This window comes from Lonepinella sp. MS14434, from assembly GCF_042468235.1.
Classification (GTDB): Bacteria; Pseudomonadota; Gammaproteobacteria; order Enterobacterales; family Pasteurellaceae; genus Lonepinella.
Genome location: NZ_CP170386.1, coordinates 1,555,650 through 1,578,113, shown reverse-complemented (window position 1 = coordinate 1,578,113; position 22,464 = coordinate 1,555,650). Strand labels below are relative to the sequence as shown.

20 protein-coding genes are annotated in these 22,464 nt (G+C 39.3%); 15 read left to right on the top strand and 5 right to left on the bottom strand.

Features of this window, described 5'->3' with window-relative positions; all coding sequences use genetic code 11:
* The first annotated feature begins 330 nt into the window (after window positions 1-330).
* The 9 genes from O1Q79_RS07575 (at window position 331) to O1Q79_RS07535 (ending at window position 10,232) form a co-directional block, all read left to right on the top strand.
* Entirely contained in the window at window positions 331-2,766 is a 2,436-nt protein-coding gene (locus O1Q79_RS07575) for a DMSO/selenate family reductase complex A subunit (protein WP_386691448.1), read from the top strand.
* A 9-nt stretch (window positions 2,767-2,775) separates the two neighbouring features.
* Window positions 2,776-3,393, top strand: coding sequence for a DMSO/selenate family reductase complex B subunit (locus tag O1Q79_RS07570; RefSeq protein WP_386691446.1), 618 nt, complete (start codon window positions 2,776-2,778; stop codon window positions 3,391-3,393).
* 1 nt (window position 3,394) lies between these two features.
* Entirely contained in the window at window positions 3,395-4,228 is an 834-nt protein-coding gene (locus O1Q79_RS07565) for a DmsC/YnfH family molybdoenzyme membrane anchor subunit (protein ID WP_386691444.1), read from the top strand.
* A 49-nt stretch (window positions 4,229-4,277) separates the two neighbouring features.
* Window positions 4,278-4,898, top strand: coding sequence for a Tat proofreading chaperone DmsD (gene dmsD / locus O1Q79_RS07560; protein WP_386691442.1), 621 nt, complete (start codon window positions 4,278-4,280; stop codon window positions 4,896-4,898).
* Window positions 4,899-4,919: 21 nt separating this feature from the next.
* Window positions 4,920-5,438, top strand: coding sequence for a ferredoxin-type protein NapF (gene napF, locus O1Q79_RS07555; protein ID WP_386691440.1), 519 nt, complete (start codon window positions 4,920-4,922; stop codon window positions 5,436-5,438).
* Window positions 5,439-5,579: 141 nt separating this feature from the next.
* Window positions 5,580-6,293 carry a DNA repair protein RecO gene (gene recO, locus O1Q79_RS07550; protein WP_386693369.1) on the top strand — a complete coding sequence of 238 codons (714 nt, stop codon included), beginning with the start codon at window positions 5,580-5,582 and terminating at the stop codon, window positions 6,291-6,293.
* Window positions 6,294-6,302: 9 nt separating this feature from the next.
* Window positions 6,303-7,616 carry a 23S rRNA (uracil(1939)-C(5))-methyltransferase RlmD gene (gene rlmD / locus O1Q79_RS07545; RefSeq protein ID WP_386691438.1) on the top strand — a complete coding sequence of 438 codons (1,314 nt, stop codon included), beginning with the start codon at window positions 6,303-6,305 and terminating at the stop codon, window positions 7,614-7,616.
* 9 nt (window positions 7,617-7,625) lie between these two features.
* A complete protein-coding gene (relA, locus tag O1Q79_RS07540; protein WP_386691436.1) occupies window positions 7,626-9,857 on the top strand; it encodes a GTP diphosphokinase in 2,232 nt (743 codons plus the stop codon).
* Between the two features lie 15 nt (window positions 9,858-9,872).
* Entirely contained in the window at window positions 9,873-10,232 is a 360-nt protein-coding gene (locus tag O1Q79_RS07535; protein WP_386689249.1) for a diacylglycerol kinase, read from the top strand.
* A gap of 24 nt (window positions 10,233-10,256) precedes the next feature.
* On the opposite strand, the gene O1Q79_RS07530 is transcribed toward O1Q79_RS07535, so the two are convergent.
* The 4 genes from O1Q79_RS07530 to O1Q79_RS07515 all read right to left on the bottom strand — a co-directional run bounded on the left by O1Q79_RS07530 (window position 10,257) and on the right by O1Q79_RS07515 (window position 14,860).
* The gene (locus tag O1Q79_RS07530) at window positions 10,257-11,513 is read right to left on the bottom strand and encodes an O-antigen ligase family protein (RefSeq protein WP_386691434.1); all 1,257 of its coding nucleotides are present in this window, start codon (window positions 11,511-11,513) and stop codon (window positions 10,257-10,259) included.
* 175 nt (window positions 11,514-11,688) lie between these two features.
* Window positions 11,689-12,765 (bottom strand): class II fructose-bisphosphate aldolase, encoded by a 1,077-nt coding sequence (gene fbaA / locus O1Q79_RS07525; RefSeq protein WP_386689253.1) that lies wholly within the window; start codon window positions 12,763-12,765, stop codon window positions 11,689-11,691.
* 74 nt (window positions 12,766-12,839) lie between these two features.
* Window positions 12,840-14,015, bottom strand: a complete 1,176-nt coding sequence (locus tag O1Q79_RS07520; RefSeq protein WP_386691432.1) for a phosphoglycerate kinase — start codon at window positions 14,013-14,015, stop codon at window positions 12,840-12,842.
* A gap of 101 nt (window positions 14,016-14,116) precedes the next feature.
* Window positions 14,117-14,860, bottom strand: coding sequence for a ribonuclease (locus tag O1Q79_RS07515; protein ID WP_386691430.1), 744 nt, complete (start codon window positions 14,858-14,860; stop codon window positions 14,117-14,119).
* Window positions 14,861-14,929: 69 nt separating this feature from the next.
* Between O1Q79_RS07515 and O1Q79_RS07510 the strand changes: the two genes are divergently transcribed.
* Window positions 14,930-15,190, top strand: coding sequence for a YfhL family 4Fe-4S dicluster ferredoxin (locus O1Q79_RS07510; protein ID WP_132302596.1), 261 nt, complete (start codon window positions 14,930-14,932; stop codon window positions 15,188-15,190).
* 120 nt (window positions 15,191-15,310) lie between these two features.
* Here O1Q79_RS07510 and O1Q79_RS07505 read toward each other — a convergent pair whose 3' ends face one another.
* Window positions 15,311-16,411 (bottom strand): TrmH family RNA methyltransferase, encoded by a 1,101-nt coding sequence (locus O1Q79_RS07505; protein WP_386691428.1) that lies wholly within the window; start codon window positions 16,409-16,411, stop codon window positions 15,311-15,313.
* A 121-nt stretch (window positions 16,412-16,532) separates the two neighbouring features.
* Here O1Q79_RS07505 and pssA point away from each other — a divergent pair, with 121 nt between their 5' ends.
* Genes pssA through O1Q79_RS07480 form a run of 5 tightly spaced genes read left to right on the top strand, consistent with a single transcriptional unit; the run spans window position 16,533 to window position 22,335 of the window.
* Window positions 16,533-17,891 (top strand): CDP-diacylglycerol--serine O-phosphatidyltransferase, encoded by a 1,359-nt coding sequence (gene pssA, locus O1Q79_RS07500; RefSeq protein ID WP_386691426.1) that lies wholly within the window; start codon window positions 16,533-16,535, stop codon window positions 17,889-17,891.
* The gene (gene hemC / locus O1Q79_RS07495; protein ID WP_386691424.1) at window positions 17,891-18,829 is read left to right on the top strand and encodes a hydroxymethylbilane synthase; all 939 of its coding nucleotides are present in this window, start codon (window positions 17,891-17,893) and stop codon (window positions 18,827-18,829) included. Before pssA ends, hemC begins: the two co-directional genes overlap by 1 nt.
* A gap of 5 nt (window positions 18,830-18,834) precedes the next feature.
* Window positions 18,835-19,596 (top strand): uroporphyrinogen-III synthase, encoded by a 762-nt coding sequence (locus O1Q79_RS07490; RefSeq protein WP_386691422.1) that lies wholly within the window; start codon window positions 18,835-18,837, stop codon window positions 19,594-19,596.
* A gap of 22 nt (window positions 19,597-19,618) precedes the next feature.
* Window positions 19,619-21,052: a uroporphyrinogen-III C-methyltransferase gene (locus O1Q79_RS07485; protein ID WP_386691420.1), complete on the top strand. Its 1,434-nt coding sequence runs from the start codon at window positions 19,619-19,621 to the stop codon at window positions 21,050-21,052.
* Between the two features lie 11 nt (window positions 21,053-21,063).
* The gene (locus tag O1Q79_RS07480) at window positions 21,064-22,335 is read left to right on the top strand and encodes a heme biosynthesis HemY N-terminal domain-containing protein (RefSeq protein WP_386691418.1); all 1,272 of its coding nucleotides are present in this window, start codon (window positions 21,064-21,066) and stop codon (window positions 22,333-22,335) included.
* The last annotated feature ends 129 nt before the right edge of the window (window positions 22,336-22,464 follow it).

The following is a 22,464-nucleotide window of genomic DNA, read 5'->3' as shown; positions in this document are numbered from 1 at the left end:
AAAGCAAAGTGCGGTGAAAAAAAACAAGGTTTTTTTCAAGATTATTTGAGTGATAAAACGAAATTTAGGTAAAGAGAAAAAAATCTTTAACATTTTACACCGCACTTTTAACTAAAACTAACAGAATACTTAACAAAGAAATAACACATAAAGGATAACAATTATTAATAAGGTTAACTTTATGATTTGATTATAAAATATCACGATTTTCTTGATCTGGATCAGAGTATTTATTGTTCTATTATGCCATATTTAGAATAACGTTACTTTTTATAACGTTTTTTATTTTTATCTTACTTATCTACCTTTATATCTATTAGGACAAACAATATGGACATAACAAAATTAGCAGGGCAAAATTTGCCACAAATAAAACGGCGTGATTTTGTGAAAGCCAGCGGATTAACTGCATTGGCAGCAACCAGTGGGTTATCCATTCCTTTTACTACTCAAGCCAAAGAAGTTCAATCTACGCAAAGTGAAGAAAAAATTGTATGGAGCGCATGCACGGTAAACTGCGGTAGCCGTTGCCCTTTGCGTATGCATGTTAAAGATAATCAAATTACCTATGTTGAAACAGATAATACCGGTACGGAGACCTATAATTTAGATCATCAAGTCAGAGCCTGTTTACGTGGGCGTTCAATGCGAAGACGCGTGTATAATCCCGATCGATTAAAATATCCGATGAAACGTATAGGGAAACGCGGTGAAGGAAAATTTAAACGTATTTCTTGGGATCAAGCATTAACTGAAATTGCTCAATCTTTACAAAAAAATATTGCTGAATATGGTAACGAGAGTATCTATTTAAATTATGGTACCGGCACATTGGGGGGAACCGTAACTAAGTCTTGGCCTCCCGGTTCGACATTGATTGCTCGCTTAATGAACTGTATCGGTGGTTATTTAAATCATTATGGCGATTATAGTACGGCACAAATTGCTGTAGGATTAGATTATACCTATGGTGGTGGTTGGGCATTAGGTAATGGGTTAGCCGATATTGAAAATACCAAACTTGTGGTGTTGTTTGGTAATAATCCGAGTGAAACTCGTATGAGTGGCGGAGGCTTAACTTATTGTATTGAACAAGCCAGAGAAAAATCTAAAGCGAAGATGATTATTATTGATCCCCGTTATACCGATACAGGGGCAGGACGAGAAGATGAATGGATTCCAATTCGGCCCGGCACGGATGCCGCACTTGTTTCTGCTTTGGCTTATGTATTAATTACTGAAAATATGGTTGATCAGCCTTTCTTAGATAAATATTGTGTAGGCTATGACGAGAAAACACTTCCTAAATCTGCCACCCCTAATAGCCATTACAAAGCCTATATTTTAGGGCAAAGTGATGACGGTATTGCTAAAACTCCTGATTGGGCAGCCAAAATTACGGGAATTCCGGCGGATCGCATTGTTAAACTTGCTCGTGAAATTGGTCAAACTAAACCGGCTTATATCTCACAAGGTTGGGGACCACAACGACGTAGCAATGGAGAAATAATTTCTCGAGCAATCGCCATGTTGCCAATTTTAACGGGTAATGTGGGGATTAGTGGTGGAAATACCGGAGCAAGGGAAAGTGCTTATGGTGTGCCATTTGTGAGAATGCCAACTTTAACCAATCCTGTTAAGGCGAGTATCCCGATGTTCTTGTGGACAGATGCAATCATACGAGGAACTGAAATGACCGCTACCACGGATGGAATTCGTGGCGTAGAAAAATTGTCTGCTCCGATCAAAGTGATCTGGAATTATGCAAGTAACTGCTTAATTAACCAACATGCACAAATTAACCGTACGCACGATATTTTACAAGATGAATCCAAGTGTGAGTTAATTATTACCATTGATAATCACATGACATCTACTGCTAAATATAGTGATATTTTATTGCCAGACTGTATGACGTCAGAACAAATGGATTTTTGTTTAGATGCTTTTGTCGCCAATATGAATTACGTTATTTTTGCAGATCAAGTGGTTAAGCCGTCTTTTGAATGTCGAAATATTTACGATATGCTCAGTGATCTGGCTGAGAAATTAGGCGTTAAACAGCAATTTACTGAAGGGCGAACACAAGAAGAATGGTTAAGACATCTTTATCAACAATCTCGGGAAAATCTCCCCGAATTGCCTACTTTCGAAGAATTTCGTCAACAAGGTATTTTCAAAAAAGTCGATCCGAATGGTTTTAAAATTGCCTATAAAGATTTTCGAGAAGATCCTGAACAAAATCCATTAAAAACACCGTCTGGAAAAATCGAAATTTATTCTGAACGCCTTGCTGAAATCGCTCAAACGTGGAAGTTGGCAAAAGATGAAGTCATTCATCCTTTACCTATTCACGTGGATAGCTTTGAACATTATGGTGATCCATTAATGGAAAAATATCCATTGCAACTAAGTGGATTTCATTACAAGGCTCGAACCCATTCCACTTATGGTAATGTAGATATTTTGAAATCTGCTAATCCGCAAGAAATCTGGGTGAACCCAATTGATGCACAACCCCGTGGCATTAAAAATGGTGATTTAATTCGTATTTTTAATGATCGTGGTGAGATACATATTAACGCTAAAGTGACCCCGAGAATTATCCCCGGTGTGGTGGCATTAGGAGAAGGTGCTTGGTATGCCCCTGATAACAATCGAATCGATCATTCCGGTTGTATCAATGTGCTTACTACACAACGTCCATCACCATTAGCAAAAGGTAATCCACAACATTCTAATCTGGTACAAATTGCGAAAATTTAGGGGGAAGTTATGCAACAATATGGTTTTTATTTTGATTCAGAGCGTTGCACAGGTTGTAAAACTTGTGAACTGGCTTGTAAAGATTACAAAGATTTAGACACGGAAGTCAATTTCCGTCGTATTTATGAATATGCCGGGGGAAGTTGGGCTCAAGGTAATGATGGCTGTTGGCATCAAGATGTGTTTGCTTATTATATGTCTATTTCCTGCAATCATTGTAGTGATCCTGCTTGTACTAAAGTTTGTCCAACGGGAGCTATGCACAAAAATGCAGACGGTTTTGTCATTGTTAATGAAGAAACTTGCATTGGTTGTCGTTATTGTCATATGGCATGCCCTTATGATGCACCGCAATTTGATGCTAAAAAAGGGCATATGACCAAATGTGATGGCTGTTATTCTCGCATTAAAGCCGGTTATAAACCGATTTGTGTCGAGGCTTGCCCGTTGCGGGCATTGGATTTTGCGCCGATTGATGAATTACGTGCCAAATATGGCAATCAAGCGGCGATTGCGCCATTGCCACCGGCTGAATTGACGCACCCTAATTTGGTCATTAAAGTCAATAAAAATGCCCGTCTAACAGGTGACCGAACAGGCTTTCTAGCTAATCCACGGGAGGTGTAACATGAACGGATTACACGAATTACCCTTAGTAATCTTTACGGTGCTTGCTCAAAGTGTGGTTGGCGCTTGGTTGATTTTTTGTGTGATTGCCAATAACCAAAGTCAATCTAGTCGCATATATTTAAATAAAGCCTTATTGGTTTTATTGATCTTATTAGGCATCGGTTTTATTGCTTCCATTCTTCATTTAGGCACACCAATACGCGCATTTAACAGCCTTAACCGAGTGGGTGAATCCATGCTGAGCAATGAAATTGCCGGTGGTGCGGTATTTTTTGCTTTTGCCGGTATTTATTGGTTGCTCAGTTTACTGAATAAGCTATCTGAAAAGATGGATAAATTTTTGCGAATTTTAACCGCACTTTGTGGGTTGGTATTTATGTATATGATGAATAATGTCTATCATATTGATACGGTACCAACTTGGAATAGTTCACTCACTTCTTGGCAGTTTTACTTGACTATTGTCATTGGTGGTTGTGCTTTAGGTTATACATTATGGCAACCTAATCCACACAAAAGCTATGTATTACGTTACTCACCGAAACTTTATCTGTTTGCTGTCTTTTTAGCAATGATCGTCGCGATTTATCAAGGCATGGAATTAAATCATATAACCACGTCGGTACAGCAAGCAACCGCGTTAGTGCCACATTATGCGGTTTGGCAAATCAGCCGATTCAGTTTGTTGGCTATTGGAGGTGGTTTGCTGTATGTTGGAAAAAATACTATGCATTGGTATTTATCTGCTGTCATCGTATTAGTAGCGGAAATGATCGGACGGATTATTTTTTATAGCTTACATATGACCGCAGGTATGGCAGTGGGTGGCTAGTTTTTAATATTCACCACCCGCTCTCTAGTGGGTGGTGTGGGATAACTTTATGCAAACAGAATTGTTAACGCAAATTAATATTGCCAGTAAAATGCTCGGTGCATTGCTTTATTATTCACCTGATGATGCAAAAGTGCGGTCAATTTTGGCCTTTTTTCAACAAGCTGATTGGGCGAAAGAATGGCAACAAGCCACCGGCGTGGCAACAAATTCAACGAGTGTAAGCTATATTGAACAAGGCTTACAACGCACTGATGAAGAGTTAGTGCAACAATATCAGATGTTATTTATTGGTCCAAATACGTTGCTTGCTCCACCATGGGGATCGGTATATCTCGATCCTGAAGTGGTGATTTTTGGTTCATCTTTATTAACATTACGTCAGTTTTTGCGACAGCATCGAATAAACTTTATTGCACCATCAGAAGAACCCGAAGATCACATTGGCTTAATGCTCATGTTGACAGCTTACTTGGCAGAACAACAACCCACATTATTGACAGAATATTTAACCGAGTATTTATTGCCTTGGTCAACACGTTATTTTGAATTGCTGGCGAGCTCAGATTCTCTTTTTTATCAAGGTGTTGCTCAGCTTTGCCAGCAAACTTTATCTTATTGGCAACAACGACTGAATTTGATGACAAGTAAAGTGCGGTTATTTTTTTAAAACTTTTGGCGGATAATCATTATGCAAACAAAAGACCAACGCTATTATCAGGCTTATCTTTCACACCAGCAGATTTCTCGTCGCGGACTGCTGCGTAGCATGTGGCATGCCGTCGAAAAAAATGATCAGCACAACAAACGGACGATAGCCCGCCCACCTTTCGCAGCCAAAGAAAGTCTTTTCTTGACAGCCTGCACCGGTTGTGGTGAATGTGTAACAGCCTGTTCTTTAGGGCTAATTTCCGTAACAAATCAAAAAGCCGTATTAGATTTAAGCTATACCAGTTGTTCATTCTGTGGGGAATGTGCCAAGCATTGCCCGACTAATGCATTACATATCTCTTTTAAAGCAGATACAGGCTTACGCCCTGTTTTCAATGCAGACTGCTTATTAAAGCAACAACAAGCCTGCGCCACCTGCCAACTATCTTGCCCGCAACAGGCAATTACTCCTGATTTAACCATTGATGACAACCGTTGCAATGGCTGTGGCGAATGTCAGTCAGCTTGTTTTATGAATGCAATTCGGTTATGTATGTAACGCATTATAAAATAAGCTGTTATCCAAGTACCAAAAATCATTAACCATAATACTTCCTAACTTTGCTGCTTAACTATAAAAAAACTACAATGAATTTTCTTTAGGATCTGCTAAAATGGAGTGACTTTTTTATCGGGAGATTTGATCATCGAAAATTGGCAACGTGGCTTTGTTTTACACCGCCGAGCATATAGTGAAACCAGTTTGTTAGTGGATTTATTTACTGAAGAAACGGGACGGTTAACGGTGTTGGCGAAAGGGGCAAGACGGAAACAGTCAGCGTGGAAAGGTGTATTGCAACCTTTTACACCGTTGTTGTTACGCTGGACGGGCAAGGGTGAGTTGAAAACCTTGACTAAAGCCGAGCCTGCGGCGATTGCCTTGCCGTTGCAACAAACGGCGTTGTTTAGTGGCTTCTATGTGAATGAACTACTTTGTCGGGTGATTGAACAGGAAACACCTAATCCCTTATTATTCCAATATTATTTGCAATGTTTAATGATGTTGGCTCAAGCCGAGAATGTTGAACCTGCGTTGCGAACCTTTGAATTTCAGCTGTTGCAAATTTTAGGTTATGGCGTAGATTTTGGACATTGTGCTGGGTCTGGCTTGCCTATTGATGCAGCGATGACCTATCAATATCGGGAAGAAAAGGGTTTTATTGCGTCCTTGATAAAAAATAACCAAACCTTTTATGGACGAGATTTATTAGCATTTCAGGCGTTGGAATTTACCGATGCAGATGTACTGAAAGCGGCGAAACGATTTACTCGAATGGCGTTGAAACCCTATCTTGGTAATAATCCTTTGAAAAGTCGGGAATTGTTTAGCCAAAATATTTTATATTTAAAATAATTTAACACAATGGCATTATTTTACACTCCAGAAAAAAAAGCGAAAAAAACACCGCACTTTGAATTGACCATTCAATCTTTGGATTATCAGGGATTGGGCGTGGGTAAAGTAAATGGTAAGACGTGGTTTGTGGAAAATGCTTTGCCAAATGAAACCGTGCAAGCGGAAATTATAGAAGAAAAACGCCAGTATGGACGGGCGGTCGCGAAGAAGATTTTACATACCAATCCACAGCGGCAAGCACCACAGTGTGCAGTGTATCAGGCTTGTGGTGGTTGTCAGAGTCAACATATTCCGCTTGAAATGCAAAGGCTGGCTAAACAACAGGCGTTGTTTTCTCGTTTAGAAAAATTGCAACCGCAGGGCATTGTGTTTATGCCGATGATTGTCGGTGACGGCTGGCAATATCGTCGTCGGGTGCGGTTGAGTGTGAACGTAAATCCCAAAACTAAGCAGCTTGACATCGGCTTTCGGCGAAAAAGCTCATCGCAAATAGTGAATATTCAGCAATGTGATGTACTTGAACCAGCACTGGATAACTTATTGCCGAAACTTCTCACATTATTACGTCAATTTTCTCAACCCAAATTACTCGGGCATATTGAATTAACCTTAGCAGACAATGGCATAGCCATGTTACTACGTTATAGTAAAAACTTGAGTGAAAAAGACCGCAGTTTGCTGTTAAATTTTGCGGAACAGGAAAAATTGATGTTGTTTGTTCAAGATGATCAGCAAATTCAACAATTTTGTGGCGAGATACCTTATTATCAAATTGGCGATTTGTTGCTCCAGTTTGATATTCGGGATTTTATTCAAATTAATCGCTTATTAAACCAGCAGATGGTGGCAACGGCGTTGAATTGGTTGGCGTTGAATAAAACTGATTGCGTGCTAGATTTATTTTGTGGAATGGGTAATTTCACCTTACCGATAAGTCAGTTAGTACAAAAAGTAGTGGGTGTAGAAGGTGTCGCAGAAATGGTTGAGAAAGCTCGCAAAAATGCGGAACAAAATAGCTGTTGCAATGTCGAATTTGAGCAAGGGGATTTGGATCAGCCGTTTTTAAACCAACATTGGGCGAAAACACCATTTAATAAAATTTTGCTCGATCCGCCCCGTAGTGGTGCATCTTTTGCTATGGAAAGTATTTGCCAGTTGCAAGCGGATAAAATTTTGTATATTTCTTGTAATCCAGCAACTTTGGTACGTGATGCGGAGAATTTGTTAAATTCAGGCTATCAATTAAGCAAAGTAGCAATGATCGATATGTTCCCTCATACAGGACATTTGGAAAGTATCTCGTTGTTTGAGAAAAAATAAGGAAAAAATATGGTTGCGGTACGCGGTTCTCACTTATTAAATCCAAAGGACTTTAGTATTCAGCACTGGTGTGCAAATTTAGGTCTAGTTGAGCCAGTCGCTAATGATCTAATGCGAGCTTGGCGATATGCAAGAGAAAATGCCGATCAGCTTTTCTTAAATAGCCATTGGTATTTGCGTGACGGTGTAGAAATGGTGGAAATTTTACATAGTCTGAATATGGATGGGGATACCTTACTTGCCGCAATGTTATTTCCAGTCGTGCATGCCAAAATCGTTACCCTTGAACAAGTCAAAGAAGATTTCGGGAGCAAAATCAGTAAATTAGTCAAAGGTGTGTTGGAAATGAATAATATTCGCCAACTGAACGCCAACCAGTCCAATAATAATCTACAAATCGACAATATCCGCCGTATGCTGTTGGCAATGGTGGACGATTTCCGTTGTGTGATCATCAAATTAGCGGAACGGATTACTTATTTGCGTGATGCGGATAAACGCTATTCAAAAGCGGAAAAAATTGCCGCTGCCAAAGAATGTAGCAATATTTATGCCCCCCTTGCCAATCGTTTGGGAATTGGTCAGTTAAAATGGGAGTTGGAAGATTATTGTTTCCGTAATTTGCAGTCGGAGCAATATCGGATTATTGCACATAAATTAGCTGAACGCCGTTTAGACCGCGAGCAATATATTCAAGATTTTGTCAATCAACTGTCAGGCTATTTGCACGAAGCTATTGATAGCGTAGATGTGTATGGACGACCGAAACATATTTACAGCATTTGGCGAAAAATGCAGAAAAAACACCTTGCCTTTGAGCAACTTTATGATATTCGAGCGGTGCGGATTTTAGTCCCCAATTTGCAGGATTGTTACACCGCACTTGGCATTGTACATACTCATTATCAGCATTTAGCAGAACAGTTTGATGATTATATTGCCAATCCCAAACCGAACGGTTATCAGTCCATTCATACGGTGGTGTTGGGTGAGGGGGATAAGCCGATTGAAGTGCAAATTCGTACTCACCAAATGCACAATGACGCAGAGCTGGGCGTAGCAGCTCACTGGAAATATAAAGAAGGCACTACGGGTTCAATGTCTGCTTACGAAGAAAAAATTTCTTGGTTACGTAAACTGTTAGCGTGGCAAGCAGATATTATGGATAGTGGCGAAATGCTAGAAGAAATGCGGACGCAGGTATTTGATGATCGTGTTTATGTGTTTACACCGAAAGGCGAAGTGGTAGATTTACCAACAGGTTCTACGCCGTTAGATTTTGCTTATGCGATTCATAGTGATGTGGGACATCGTTGTATTGGTGCGAAAGTGGCTGGACGGATCGTGCCGTTTACTTACCAGTTGCAAATGGGTGATCAACTCGAAATTATCACTCAAAAAAATCCAAACCCAAGCCGAGATTGGTTAAATCCAAATTCAGGGTTTACTCATACGCAAAAGGCACGCTCAAAAATTATGGCGTGGTTTAAAAAACTCGATCGGGATAAAAATATTCCACTTGGCAAAGAAATGCTAGAAGCAGAATTGAGTCGCCTGAATCTTACCCTTAAACAAGCGGAACAATATGCCTTGCCACGTTATAACTTAAAACAAATTGATGATTTATATAATGGTTTGGGTAGTGGCGATATTAAATTGCATCAGTTGATTAATTTCTTGCAAGGTAAATTAATCAAGCCAACGGCAGAGCAGGCAGACGAAGAAATTTTACGCCATGTTAGCCAAAAGAATAGCCAAAAAAGTGCGGTTAATTCTAACCAAAAATCGGAAAAACAAGGCTATGTGGTGGTTAATGGCGTTGGCAATTTAATGCACCATATTGCTCGTTGTTGTCAACCGATTCCAGGTGATAAAATTGTCGGTTATATTACTCAAGGGAGAGGTATTTCTATTCATCGTGCGGACTGCGAACAGCTCAAAAAATTACGTACGGCGAATGAAGAACGTGTGATTGAAACTACTTGGGGAAAGGAGCTTTCTGGCTCGTTTAATATTAATGTGCGATTGCTTGCTAGTGACCGTAGCGGTTTGTTACGTGATATTACAACTGTATTAGCCAATGATAAAATTAATGTCAGTGGCGTTTCAAGTCGTACCGACCGAAAACGTCAGGTGGCAACCATAGATCTTGAGTTGGAATTAGGTAATGTGGAGATGTTAAGCAAAGTCTTAGCTCGCCTAGCTCAACTAGATGATGTGATTGATGTGAAAAGAATTTAAACAAAGAGAATAAAAATGACAGATAAAACTACGGGGTTGACCCATTTAATTAATTCTACTCGCTATTCCTTGCAGGGCTTAAAAAGTGCGGTGAAAAATGAAGCAGCTTTTCGCCACGAATTATTTTTAGGGATTTTTATTGTTCCCCTTGCTTTTTGGTTTGGCAATGGCAAATTTGAGATTGCTTTAATGCTTGGGGCGTATTTAATTGTATTGGTAACGGAGTTGCTGAACAGTGCAGTGGAGTGTGCTATTGATCGTATTGGTACTGAACGCCACGAGTTATCGGGCAGAGCTAAAGATCAAGGTTCGGCGGCAGTTTTTATGGCGATTGTCAATTTTGTGGTGGTGTGGGCATTGATGATTTTGGGCTAAAAATTAGGCGGAGAATTATCCGCCTTAATGTTGAGCTTGTTTTATTTGTTCTTTTAATGTTCCATAAAAAATGGTAGTAACGAGAAAATAAAAGATCGTCCCCGAGTTATGTGCAAGAAATCCCTGACTCAAACAGTAAAACATGACTGAAATAATATGGATAGAACCTAAGAGTGCGGTTAATTTTATCGTAGCATGTTGTGATGCCATGTTTTTCCAGAAATAACCAAGTGGCACGAATAAAATACCGAACAATACGATTAATCCTAAAATACCACGCTTAGAAAGATCATCTAAATATTGATTATGGGCGTGGGTAAAATTCCCTACCACTGGATGGACTAATTTTTGTTTCGCTTGTTCTTTACGTTGTTGATTACTTCCTTCGGTCCCCCAACCTAATAAGGGCTTTTCTTTCGCCATTAACACCGCACTTTTCCACATATCAAATCTGGCACCTAGGGAAGTGCCCGCGTTATTTTTATCGACATAAACGGAAATATCTCGTTCCATTTGTTGAATACGCTGCGTAATTCGGGTTTGTGGAATCATTACGGCTACAGCAATTAATACCACTAATACCGTGGAAACTATCCCGACGACTTTTTTCGATAGTTGTTTACGATAAACCCAAAAGATCATGCCTAAAATAAAAGGTACACCAACCCAACCGCCACGAGCGGTAGAAAGTAAACTGGCTAAAATACCGCATAATGAAGCAATAAAGCAAAGTGCGGTCAATTTTGTTTGTTTTTTATAAGCAAAATATAAGGCAATAGCAAAGCTAAACATACCTAATGACATGGCAATATCACCGGCTTGAATCTGCATTTGGTGTTCAAATGCTCTGATATAATGCAACACAAAGCGATGAATTAACGCCACAATGCCGGCAATCACTGCACCAACAGGAATACAAACCAGTAAAATCGTTAATTTCGGCGGATATTTAATAAATAGTAAGATGAGGGGTAGAACTAATAAAGCGCGGCTTGGATTATCCAGTTCACTCATTTTGCCACCATTAACCAATAGTGATAACAAAAATACTAGAATATAAAACACAAAACTGATCGTTATCCATTTATCTTGTGGAATAAAATCAACAGGCTGTTTTTTAACAAAATGATAAATGGCAAAAATAATTCCTGTTACGACTAACAACGCAAAGCCGATATTATGTGAGCCTTTAAATAGCAAAGTAGTTAAAAAATAAAGTCCAACCGCAGAGTTGGTTAAGGCAAGCATTTTATTTTGTTTGATAAAAGTTAATATTGTCATTTTTCCGATTTTCCCCCCGTACTTGCGTACGGGGTTAAGCATATTACGCCACGCTGTGGCTTGTCAGTTTATTAAGATGCGGAGCATCATCACCATGCCTAGCCCTGTACGCTAGGGCATAAAAAAACCGCACCATTAAAAATAGTGCGGTGTTATTTTAGCGTATTTTAAACAATTATAATACGTTTACGCAGTTTAAATCTTCGAAAGATTTTTCTAAGCGTTTAGACATAGATTCTTCCATTTTGCGTAACCAAACACGTGGATCGTAGAATTTTTTGTTTGGTGAATCAGGACCTTCTGGGTTGCCTAATTGACCTTGTAAATAGGCTTCATTGGCTTTGTAGAATTGCAAAATACCGTCCCAAGATGCCCATTGTGTATCGGTGTCGATGTTCATTTTGATGGCACCGTAACCGATGGCTTCACGGATTTCTTCACGGCTTGAACCTGAACCACCGTGGAATACGAAGTCGATGGATTTTGCAGGTAAGTTACGTTCTTTAGACACGAACTCTTGTGACGCACCTAAGATAGATGGTTTTAATTTTACATTACCTGGTTTGTAAACGCCGTGTACGTTACCAAACGCTGCCGCCACGGTGAAACGTGGGCTAACAGGGTTTAAGCTGTCGTAAACGAATAAGACATCTTCAGGTTGGGTATATAAACGTGATTCATCAACATCGCTGTTGTCCACGCCATCTTCTTCACCACCCGTGATACCAATTTCGATCTCTAAAGTCATACCTAATTTGTTCATACGAGCAAGGTATTGTTTACAGATTTCCATATTTTCTGCAATAGGTTCTTCGGATAAATCGATCATGTGAGATGAAAATAATGGTTTACCTGTTTCAGCAAAGTGTTTTTCACCTGCATCTAATAAACCGTCAATCCAAGGTAATAATTTTTTCGCAGCGTGGTCAGTGTGAAGAATGACTGGCACACCGTATTCTTGTGCTAAAGCGTGAACGTGTTTTGCACCAGCGATGGCACCTAGTACATCAGGGCGAGTACCTGAAGTAGGTTTAATGCCTTTACCTGCATAGAACGCTGCACCGCCGTTTGAGAATTGCACGATAACAGGGGCTTTAACACGAGCCGCTGTTTCTAATACAGCGTTTACACTGTCAGAACCTACACAGTTTACCGCTGGAATTGCGAAGTTGTGTGCTTTTGCATAAGCGAATACTTTTTGTACATCATCACCAGTGACAACACCAGGTTTTACGATATCTAATAATGCCATTTTGTTTTTTCCTTATTTAAATTTGATTGTTTTTACGGGCGGATACATCGATCCGTCCCTACGGAATGGGGTTATTAACCGTTTGCACGTTTCTCTAAAATTTCAACGGCTGGTAATACTTTGCCTTCTACAAATTCTAAGAACGCACCACCACCAGTTGAAATATAAGAAATTTTATCTTTAATGCCGAATAAATCGATCGCCGCAAGCGTATCACCGCCCCCCGCGATGGAGAATGCTCCGTTTGCAGTGGCTTCAGCGATAGCATTTGAAATCACTTCAGTTCCTTTACGGAAGTTAGGGAATTCAAACACGCCTACTGGACCGTTCCAAAGAATAGTTTTTGACGCTTTGATGATTTTCGCCAATTCTTCAGCGGTTTTGTCACCAATATCGAAAATAGATTCGTCAGCTTTTACATCATCAACTGATTTTTCAGTGGCTGGTGCAGTTTCAGAAAATTCTGTACCGACACGTACATCTACTGGTACAGGGATTTTGGTTTGTTTAGCTAAACGTTGAGCTTCAGGGATTAAATCTTCTTCGTAAAGTGATTTACCGACTGCTTTACCTTCAGCTGCGATAAAGGTATTAGCGATACCACCGCCTACGATAATTTGGTCGGCGATTTTTGAAAGGCTATCTAACACGGTTAATTTAGTGGATACTTTTGAACCACCCACAATCGCCAACATTGGGCGTTGTGGCTCTTTTAATGCTTTACCTAACGCATCAAGTTCTGCAGCTAATAATGGACCAGCACAAGCTACAGGTGCATATTCTGCTACACCATAAGTTGATGCTTGCGCACGGTGAGCGGTACCGAATGCGTCCATTACAAATACATCACAAAGTGCGGCGTATTTTTTACCTAATTCAGGATCGTTTTTCTTCTCGCCTTTATTAACACGTACATTTTCAAGCACCACGATTTCATTTTCTTTAACATCAACGCCATTTAAATAATCGGTTACTAAACGAACAGGTACGTCCAAAACGTTGTTTAAGTAATCAACAACAGGTTGTAATGAATCTTCTGGTTGGCACGCTTCACCCTCGGTTGGGCGACCTAAGTGAGAAGTTACCATGACTTTTGCCCCTTTTTGTAAGGCTAATTTTAAGGTAGGAATGGTCGCACGAATACGAGCATCAGAAGTGACCTTACCATCTTTGACTGGCACATTTAAATCTGCACGAATGAAAAGACGTTTACCGGCTAAATCAAGGTCTGCCATTTTGATTACTGACATAATGTTTCCTCTTTTTGTTAAAAATAATAAAACTGTAAATCTTTTTTATTATAGCGAGATCTCTAATGTATTGTAACTGCTTTAGATCAAATTATTGTCAATTATTTGCAATCTATGACTTGCCAATTTAAATCATAACAAATAAATAATTCGCTACGACTTGCTGCTAAATAGGCGTTTTTTAATTGGGTATTGTGTTGTTTTATCCAACGGAACAAATCTTTTTTGTTCATTTGTTCTGTGGGTAACACTAAACTGCGGTATAAATCTTGTTGTTTTTTGAAATATTTTTCTGCACTTTTAAAAGCACAGGCACCGTGTTTTTCCCATTCGCCTTGCAATAAATTTGGGCTAGGACTTTCTGTTAAATAATTTTGAATAATCGCATAATCCACCGCAGGTAAATCCCCTTGACAAAATCGAGGGTGATCAGTCGTACTTTGAGCGTTAGCATTTTGTGGCCATAACCCATGAATTACCCAACCATATTTTTGTTGTGTGCCACATTGCATAAGAGCAGACTGAGGTAGGTTTTTGCCATATTTTTCTTGCTGATTATTACAGAATGCAGGCGACCAAGATAATGCAAGCATATAATAATCAGTCTTAGCATTTTTATTGGGTCCGATAGGATCGTTAGACATGACAAAATCATAATCAGAATTCACCGCACTTTGATTAACCTTTACATTGCTATTGTTTTGTTTTTGAGCTTGTTTTGTGGTGGTTGGTTGAGTTGGTTGGTGTTGAACATCACTTCTAAACCAGTTTATGGCAAAATAAATCAGTAAGCCGATAGCGACAATAATGAGTTGAACGAGTTGTTTCTGTTGTTTTTGTTTCATTTCTTAACCTTTAAATTTATGTTAAAATTCTATATAATCGCCTACTTTTAGTTCACTCACGAGATTATTATGGCGTTACTCATCACTGATAAATGCACAAATTGCGATATGTGTCTGCCGGAATGTCCGAATGATGCGATCTCTATTGGTGATGATATTTATGAAATTGATCCAAATCTTTGCACCGAATGTGTTGGGCATTATGACACCCCAACCTGCCAAAAAGTTTGCCCGATTACTAAATGTATTATTCTCGATCCTGACCATATAGAAAGCCAAGAAGAACTTTGGGAACGTTTTGTGTTAATTCATCATGCGGATAAATTGTAATAATAGCCCCCGTACTTGCATACGGGGTTACGAATGTAACGCTACTCCGTAGCTACTAGATGACACAAGATGCGGAGCATCGTTACTATACCTAGCCCTGTACGCCAGTGCAGGGCGTAGCTATCTCGCCACCCACTTCGCCAACAACACGCCAGTAGCTACTGCGACATTTAAGCCATTTTTTAATGGATTGGCTAAACTTAAATTGACCTTAGTATCCTCTTTTACCGCCCAGCCGTTGGCTAACACAAACACAACTTTATCTTGTAATTGTAGGCTATTAATGCTCTGTGCTTGTTTTTCATGGCTAATATGCACAATTTGATAACCAGCTTGGCGTAATTGCTGTAATGCAGTTTCACCGTCATGGGATTGTAAAATATGTACATATTCCAAACCGCCTTCGGCAACTCGAGCGGTATTGGCATTGAGTAACATCTCAGGTTGGCTAGTAATAATACCTTTCACGCCATAAAAAGCACAAGTACGCAAAATTCCTCCTAGATTTTGTGGATTATTCGCTACACCGTCTAACATGATTAAACAATCGGCTTTACGAGCTAAATCCACATAGCCGGTCAAGGTAAATGTACGTGGTTTTTTCACTAACATACAAATTCCGCCATGATGTTCAGAACCACTAACTAATTCCAATTCAGCTCGATCGACAACGTGATAGACTTTTTTATTGTTGGCTAAATAACTAAAAATCTCCCCGATTTTATGCGCCATTTCCACTGTTGCCCAAACTCGTACAATCGTTTCCGGTCGTTGTTCAAATAAACTCAAACAAGCATTTTCACCAAAAATCTTCATTTCTTCTGCACGATTTTTCTTGATTTTTTCAGGGGCTCTTGGAGATAACGCACCCGTTTTTTTCTCTCTCGGTTTATCGCTTATTCCTGTTGATTTTATGACCACTTTTACCCCACCTAAGGTTGTTTCGGTGATTTGTGGTTCTAATACAGGTTGTTGGTAGTTTGAGCGTTTTGTGTTATTTGAACGACGATCAGAAAAACGTTTTTCATCACTTTGTTGCTCATTTCGATGATTTTTATTAGAAAAGTGCGGTTTATTTTTAGTGAATTTTTCGTTTTTTTCTGATCTTTCTGAACGATCATTAAATTGGCGTTCTTGTTTAAATGTTGGTTTAAAACGTTTTTCATTAGACGCGGTCGAAAAAGAAGGTTTACTAAAATGGGAAGGTGTAGATTTGTTCATAATGTAGCCACTAATAAAGGAAGATTAGGGCTATTATAGCAAAAAAATGCTTTTTTCTACCCAATACATGAATAAATATTGTAAACTACCAAAATAATGCTGAGTAATGTGAAGAAATATTATGTTTATTAATCGACTAAAAAAAGCAAAACAACATCTTGATAAAATGGACTATGTGCCACAAGTTGCGGATGATATTGAATTTATTTCAGGTCCAAAAGCATTTAAACAAGCCATTATTGAATTGATCCGTCATGCTAAAACACGCATTTATTTCACCGCACTTTACTGGCAATTTGATGAAGCTGGCGAAGAAATTTTAGCGGAAATTTATCAAGCAAAAGCGAACAATCCGGATTTAGATGTTAAAATCTTGGTGGATTGGCATCGCGCTCAACGTAATCTTATTGGTGCGGAAAAAGGCACGACAAACGCCGATTGGTATGCAAAACAGCGAGCGTTACACCACAATGATCCCATGTTCTTTGGGGTACCGATTAATAGCCGAGAAGTGTTCGGTGTATTACATATTAAAGGTTTTGTATTTGATGATACGGTGCTTTACAGTGGTGCGAGTATCAACAATGTCTATTTATATCAGCAAGAAAAATATCGCTATGACCGCTATCAAAAAATTAAAAACCCACGGTTAGCTGATAGTTTCGTGCGATTTATCCAACAATATTTAAGTGATCCTAATGTGGTTTTACCGCTAGATGATAAACAGCGTCCAAAAACTAAAGAAATTAAGCATCAGATTAAGTCTTTTCGTCGTTATTTAATTGCTTATGCAAAATATCAGTTAGAAAGTGCGGTGCAATTTCAAGATGATTTATTAATTTCGCCTTTATTCGGTTTAGGGGCGAGAGATAATTTATTAAACCGTACCATCCAAGATTTATTTGTGCTGGTGGAACAAAAACTGATCATTTGCACGCCGTATTTTAACTTTCCTCGCACGTTACAAATTAAAATCCGTGATTTATTAAATGACGGAAAACAGGTAGAAATTATTGTTGGTGATAAAACCGCTAACGATTTTTATATTCCACCGTCAGAACCTTTTAAAATGGCGGGCGGGTTACCTTATTTATATGAGAAAAACCTACGTGCTTTCTGTAAAAAATTTGAACATGAAATTAATAATGGGCATTTGACAGTCCGTTTATGGAAAGATCAAGATCATAGCTATCACCTAAAAGGTATTTGGGTGGATAAAAAATATGTGTTATTGACGGGTAACAACTTAAATCCACGAGCATGGCGGTTAGATGCTGAAAATGGGTTGTTTATTTCTGATCCCAAGCAGCAACTACAACCGAAAATACAACAAGAATTAAGTGAAATTCGTCGATATACCACAATCGTAAAACATTATTCGGAACTCGACACCATGGAACAGTATCCGGAGCCGGTGCAACGCTTATTGAAACGTTTTGCTCGTATTAAAGCGGATAAATTAATTAAGATGATTTTATAATGTCGCATACTAAGAATAACAGCCTAAAAATTGCCACCAGACAAAGCCCATTGGCATTATGGCAAGCCAACTATGTCAAACAACGCTTGCAAGCCCTTTATCCTGAATTAACTATTGAACTGGTTAAAATGGTGACGAAAGGGGATGTGATTTTAGACACGCCATTAGCTAAAATCGGTGGAAAAGGCTTGTTTGTCAAAGAATTAGAACATGCGTTATTAAATGGTGAAGCGGATATTGCGGTACATTCTATGAAAGATGTACCGATGCAATTTCCGACGGGTTTAGGTTTAAGTGTGATTTGCCAGCGTGAAGATCCACGTGATGCATTTGTGTCAAATCATTATAAAAATTTGACTGAATTGCCACTGGGTGCGATAGTCGGTACATCCAGTTTACGCCGTCAGTGTCAATTAAAAAATCTACGCCCTGATTTGCAAATTCAATCTTTGCGTGGCAATGTGGGAACTCGATTAAATAAATTAGATCATGGCGATTATGATGCAATTATTTTAGCATCTGCGGGATTAATCCGTTTAGGATTAGAACAACGTATTGCCTCTTTTATTGATATATCCGATTGTTTACCCGCAGCAGGACAAGGTGCAGTTGGGATTGAATGCCGAGTGGATGATCAACGTGTACAACAATTACTTGCGTCGTTATCTGATGTAGAAACCACCGCTTGCGTACGTGCGGAACGAGCAATGAATGCCCATTTACAAGGTGGTTGTCAGGTACCGATTGCCGGTTTTGCTGTAATACAACAAAACGAATTCTATTTACGTGCGTTGGTGGGTTCATTAGACGGTTCACAAATTATCCGTGCCGAGGGCAAAAGTGCGGTGCAAAATGCGGATGTTTTAGGTGTACAAATTGCCGAGCAATTATTGGCGCAAGGGGCAGATAAAATCTTAGCGGAAATTTATCAGGATTAAGCGTTATGGCAGTGTTAATTACGCGCCCGGATCAAGCGGGCAAACAATTAGCGGAGATGTTGAATAAAGTCGGCATAGCCAATATTCATTTACCGTTTTTTTCCATTTCTGCCGGACGAGAGCTCAATCAATTACCAAATAAAATTAGTCAGTTAAAATCGGGTGATTATATTTTTTGTGTCTCCAAAAGCGCGGTGAAATTTGCTGTGGAAACTTTATTAGCCACTGGCTTTCAATGGCGAGAAGATATCGAGTATTTTGCCGTGGGGCAAGGCACCGCGGAATATTTGGCGAGTCACGGTGAGATTGCTGTGCATTATCCATTTCAGCAAGAAAATAGCGAAGGTGTGTTAAATTTACCGTTAATGCAAGATTTAACTGATAAAAATATCCTGATTTTACGCGGTAATGGCGGACGTGAGCATTTTCTGGAACAAGCAAAATTACGTGGTGCAACAATAAATGTGTTAGAATGTTATCAACGCTTGCCGATAGACTACAATAATGACGAGCAAATTGATTTATGGAAACGTGCCGGCATTAACTGTGTTTTAGTCACCAGTGCGGAGATTTTACATTCTCTGGTTGACTTTGTACCGGTGAGAGAACAAACGTGGTTAAAAGGTTGTCAATTAGTTACTATTAGTCGCCGTATTGCAAATTTAGCGCTTGCAGTCGGTTGGCAAAAAGAAAATATTATTATTGCACCGAAAGCAGATAATGCCACTTTGGTCGAGACATTAGCAAGCAGGTTATTAACATCTTAATTTTAAACGAGAGAGAGTTGGTATGAGTAATAAAAAAGAAATGCAATCTGATGGCGTTCAGAACCAAGGCGTTGTGGGGACAACTGCGGGAACAGATGCTGGCGAAGTGAAGAAAAATGTCACTGACAAGGCAGACAAAAACGTAAACGTTGAGCCTACGCTAGATACTGGAAAAGTAGAAAAGTCCAACGTCGAACCGTCCACAGACAGTCGTAACACTGAGCCACAACAAACCGAAACCGTGGTGATAAAAAAAGGTGGTTCCGCATTAGGCATATTCGCTTTATTGGTGGCATTAGGGCTTGGTGGTGCGGGTTATTATTTCGGTCAACTGGAAGTGGATAAAATTAACCAAAAAATCACCGCACTTGAACAACGTATTTCTGGTGGCTTAGAGCAGACAGCAAACACCAGTAATACCCTTGCAGAAATGCCAAACTTTGCACAAGAACGGGCTCAAATTGAGCATTTACTTGCCGGCTTAAAAGCGAATGATCAAAAACTCGCCAGCCTAGCACAAAACTTGTCTGAACAAGACACCGCTTATGCAAACTTAACAGCCGAAGTGAATAAGCTGATTAAAGCGAGCAATGCACAACCAAGTGAGTGGTTATTGAGTGAAGCTGATTTTTTACTCACCAATGCGTTACGTAAACTCGTGTTGGATAACGATATTGATACCAGCATTTCATTATTAAAAGTGGCAGACGAGGTATTAACTAAAGTCGATGAGCCACAAGTTAAATTAATTCGTGCCGCAATTAACCAAGATTTAAAGCAATTACTTTCAGTCAATAGCGTGGACCAAAATGCGATTATGCAACGTTTATCGCAGCTCGCGAATAATGTGGATGAATTAATAGTCACTAACGTGAATTTTGGTGATGAACAAAATCAAGATATTAAAATATCTGATGATATGAATGACTGGGAAAAAAATCTTGAAAAAAGTGCAACGTCGTTCTTAAATCACTTTATTCGCATTACCCCACGTTCGGAAAATGCCACCCAAGCCTTATTGGCACCAAATCAGGATATTTACTTACGTGAGAATATTCGCTTACGTTTACAAATTGCGATTCTCGCCGTACCGCGTCAGCAAAATGAATTGTATAAACAGTCCCTTGAAACTGTTGCCGCATGGATTAGAAGTTATTTTGATACTAATTCGGAAACGGCTACCGCATTCTTAAAATCACTGGATGAATTAGCAGAACAATCTATTTATATTGAAGTGCCAAGTCAATTAAACAGTTTAAATGCGTTGGATAAATTACTCAATAAAACACCGCAAGAAGTACAAAAAATTGAGATTTCAGCAGATAAAACCTTGACTGAATCCAATCAAGTGGCGGTGGAAGAAATAAAATCAGCGGAAGAAAATAACGCAGCAGAAAGCGTGACCGAAACACCTGCAGACAATGGTGAAAAACCGGCTAACACCGAGCAACAATAAGGAGCAATACAATGTTTAGAATTTTATTCCTAATGCTTGTATTACTGGCAGGCTTAATTGCAGGACCTTATTTAGCCGGCAAGCAAGGTTATGTGTTGATTCAAACGGTCAATACCAATTATGAATTATCACTGGTGACCTTAGTGGTATTCTTCGTCATCGCCATGGCGGTGGTTTACGTGATTGAATGGGTGCTGCGAAAATTCTTCCGTTTGAGCAACAGCACTTACGGTTGGTTTTCACGTCGTAAACGTGTGAAAGCGCAAAAACAAACCTTACAAGGCTTGATTAAAATGGATGAAGGCAATTATTCCAAAGCGGAAAAACTCATTGCTAAAAATGCCAAACATTCTGACGAACCGATTCTTAATTTTATTAAGGCTGCCGAAGCAGCTCAACAACATGGTGATGATTTCAGTGCGAATAAATATCTAATGGAAGCCACGGAATTAGCCGGTTCGGATAATTTGGCGGTGGAACTGGCGCGTACTCGAATTTTGTTATTACAACACAAATTGCCCGCCGCACGCAGTTCGGTAGATAGTTTGTTAGTGATGGACAACAGAAATCCGGAAGTATTAAAACTTGCCGTGGAGATTTATCAACAATCCGAAGCTTATGAAGCACTGGATGAAATCTTACCGGTGATTGAAAGCACAAATATGTATTCTTCACAACAATTCACCGCACTTCAACAGGATGTGGTAAATGGCTTATTGGATGAAATCATGAATGAAGAGGGTGCCGATGGGTTACTCGCGTGGTGGCAAGATCAACCTCGTAAACGCCATAATGACCACTATGTACGGATCGGTTTAATTCAACGATTAATTGATTGTAACGACCACGAATCGGCTTATGATTTAAGCGTGGAAACCTTGAAAAAATTGGCTTTGGATAGTGATCTTAATTCTGCCCTGTATGCACAGATCACGCGTTTACAAGCCAGTGATAGCAGTAAGTTGATTAAACTATTACAAAAGCGGGTAAAAAATAGTGAAGCCAATAGTGGTTGTTGTGCTTATCGTGCCTTAGGCTATTTATATGTACGTAATGCGGAGTTTGACAACGCAGCGGATGTGTTTAAAAAAGTGGTGGCAAATAAAGATAAACTGGAGCCGAATGATATTACTATGGCGACCTATGTCTTCGAGCAAGTCGGTGAGCAGGAACTGGCAAAACAGTTACGTGATGAAGTGCTAAAATCAGCAATGGCAATCGACACTGTAGCACTGAAAACAACGGAAAATTCGGATAGGTTGTTGGAACAGAGTAAAAATTAGCATAATCCTGACAGAGTAATAAAGATTATTATGTCACTATATTTCACATATATTTCACATAAGCTGAACCCCGTATATTAGTACGGGGTTCAGCTTATGTAAATTTATGTAAAGATAATTGAAATAAAA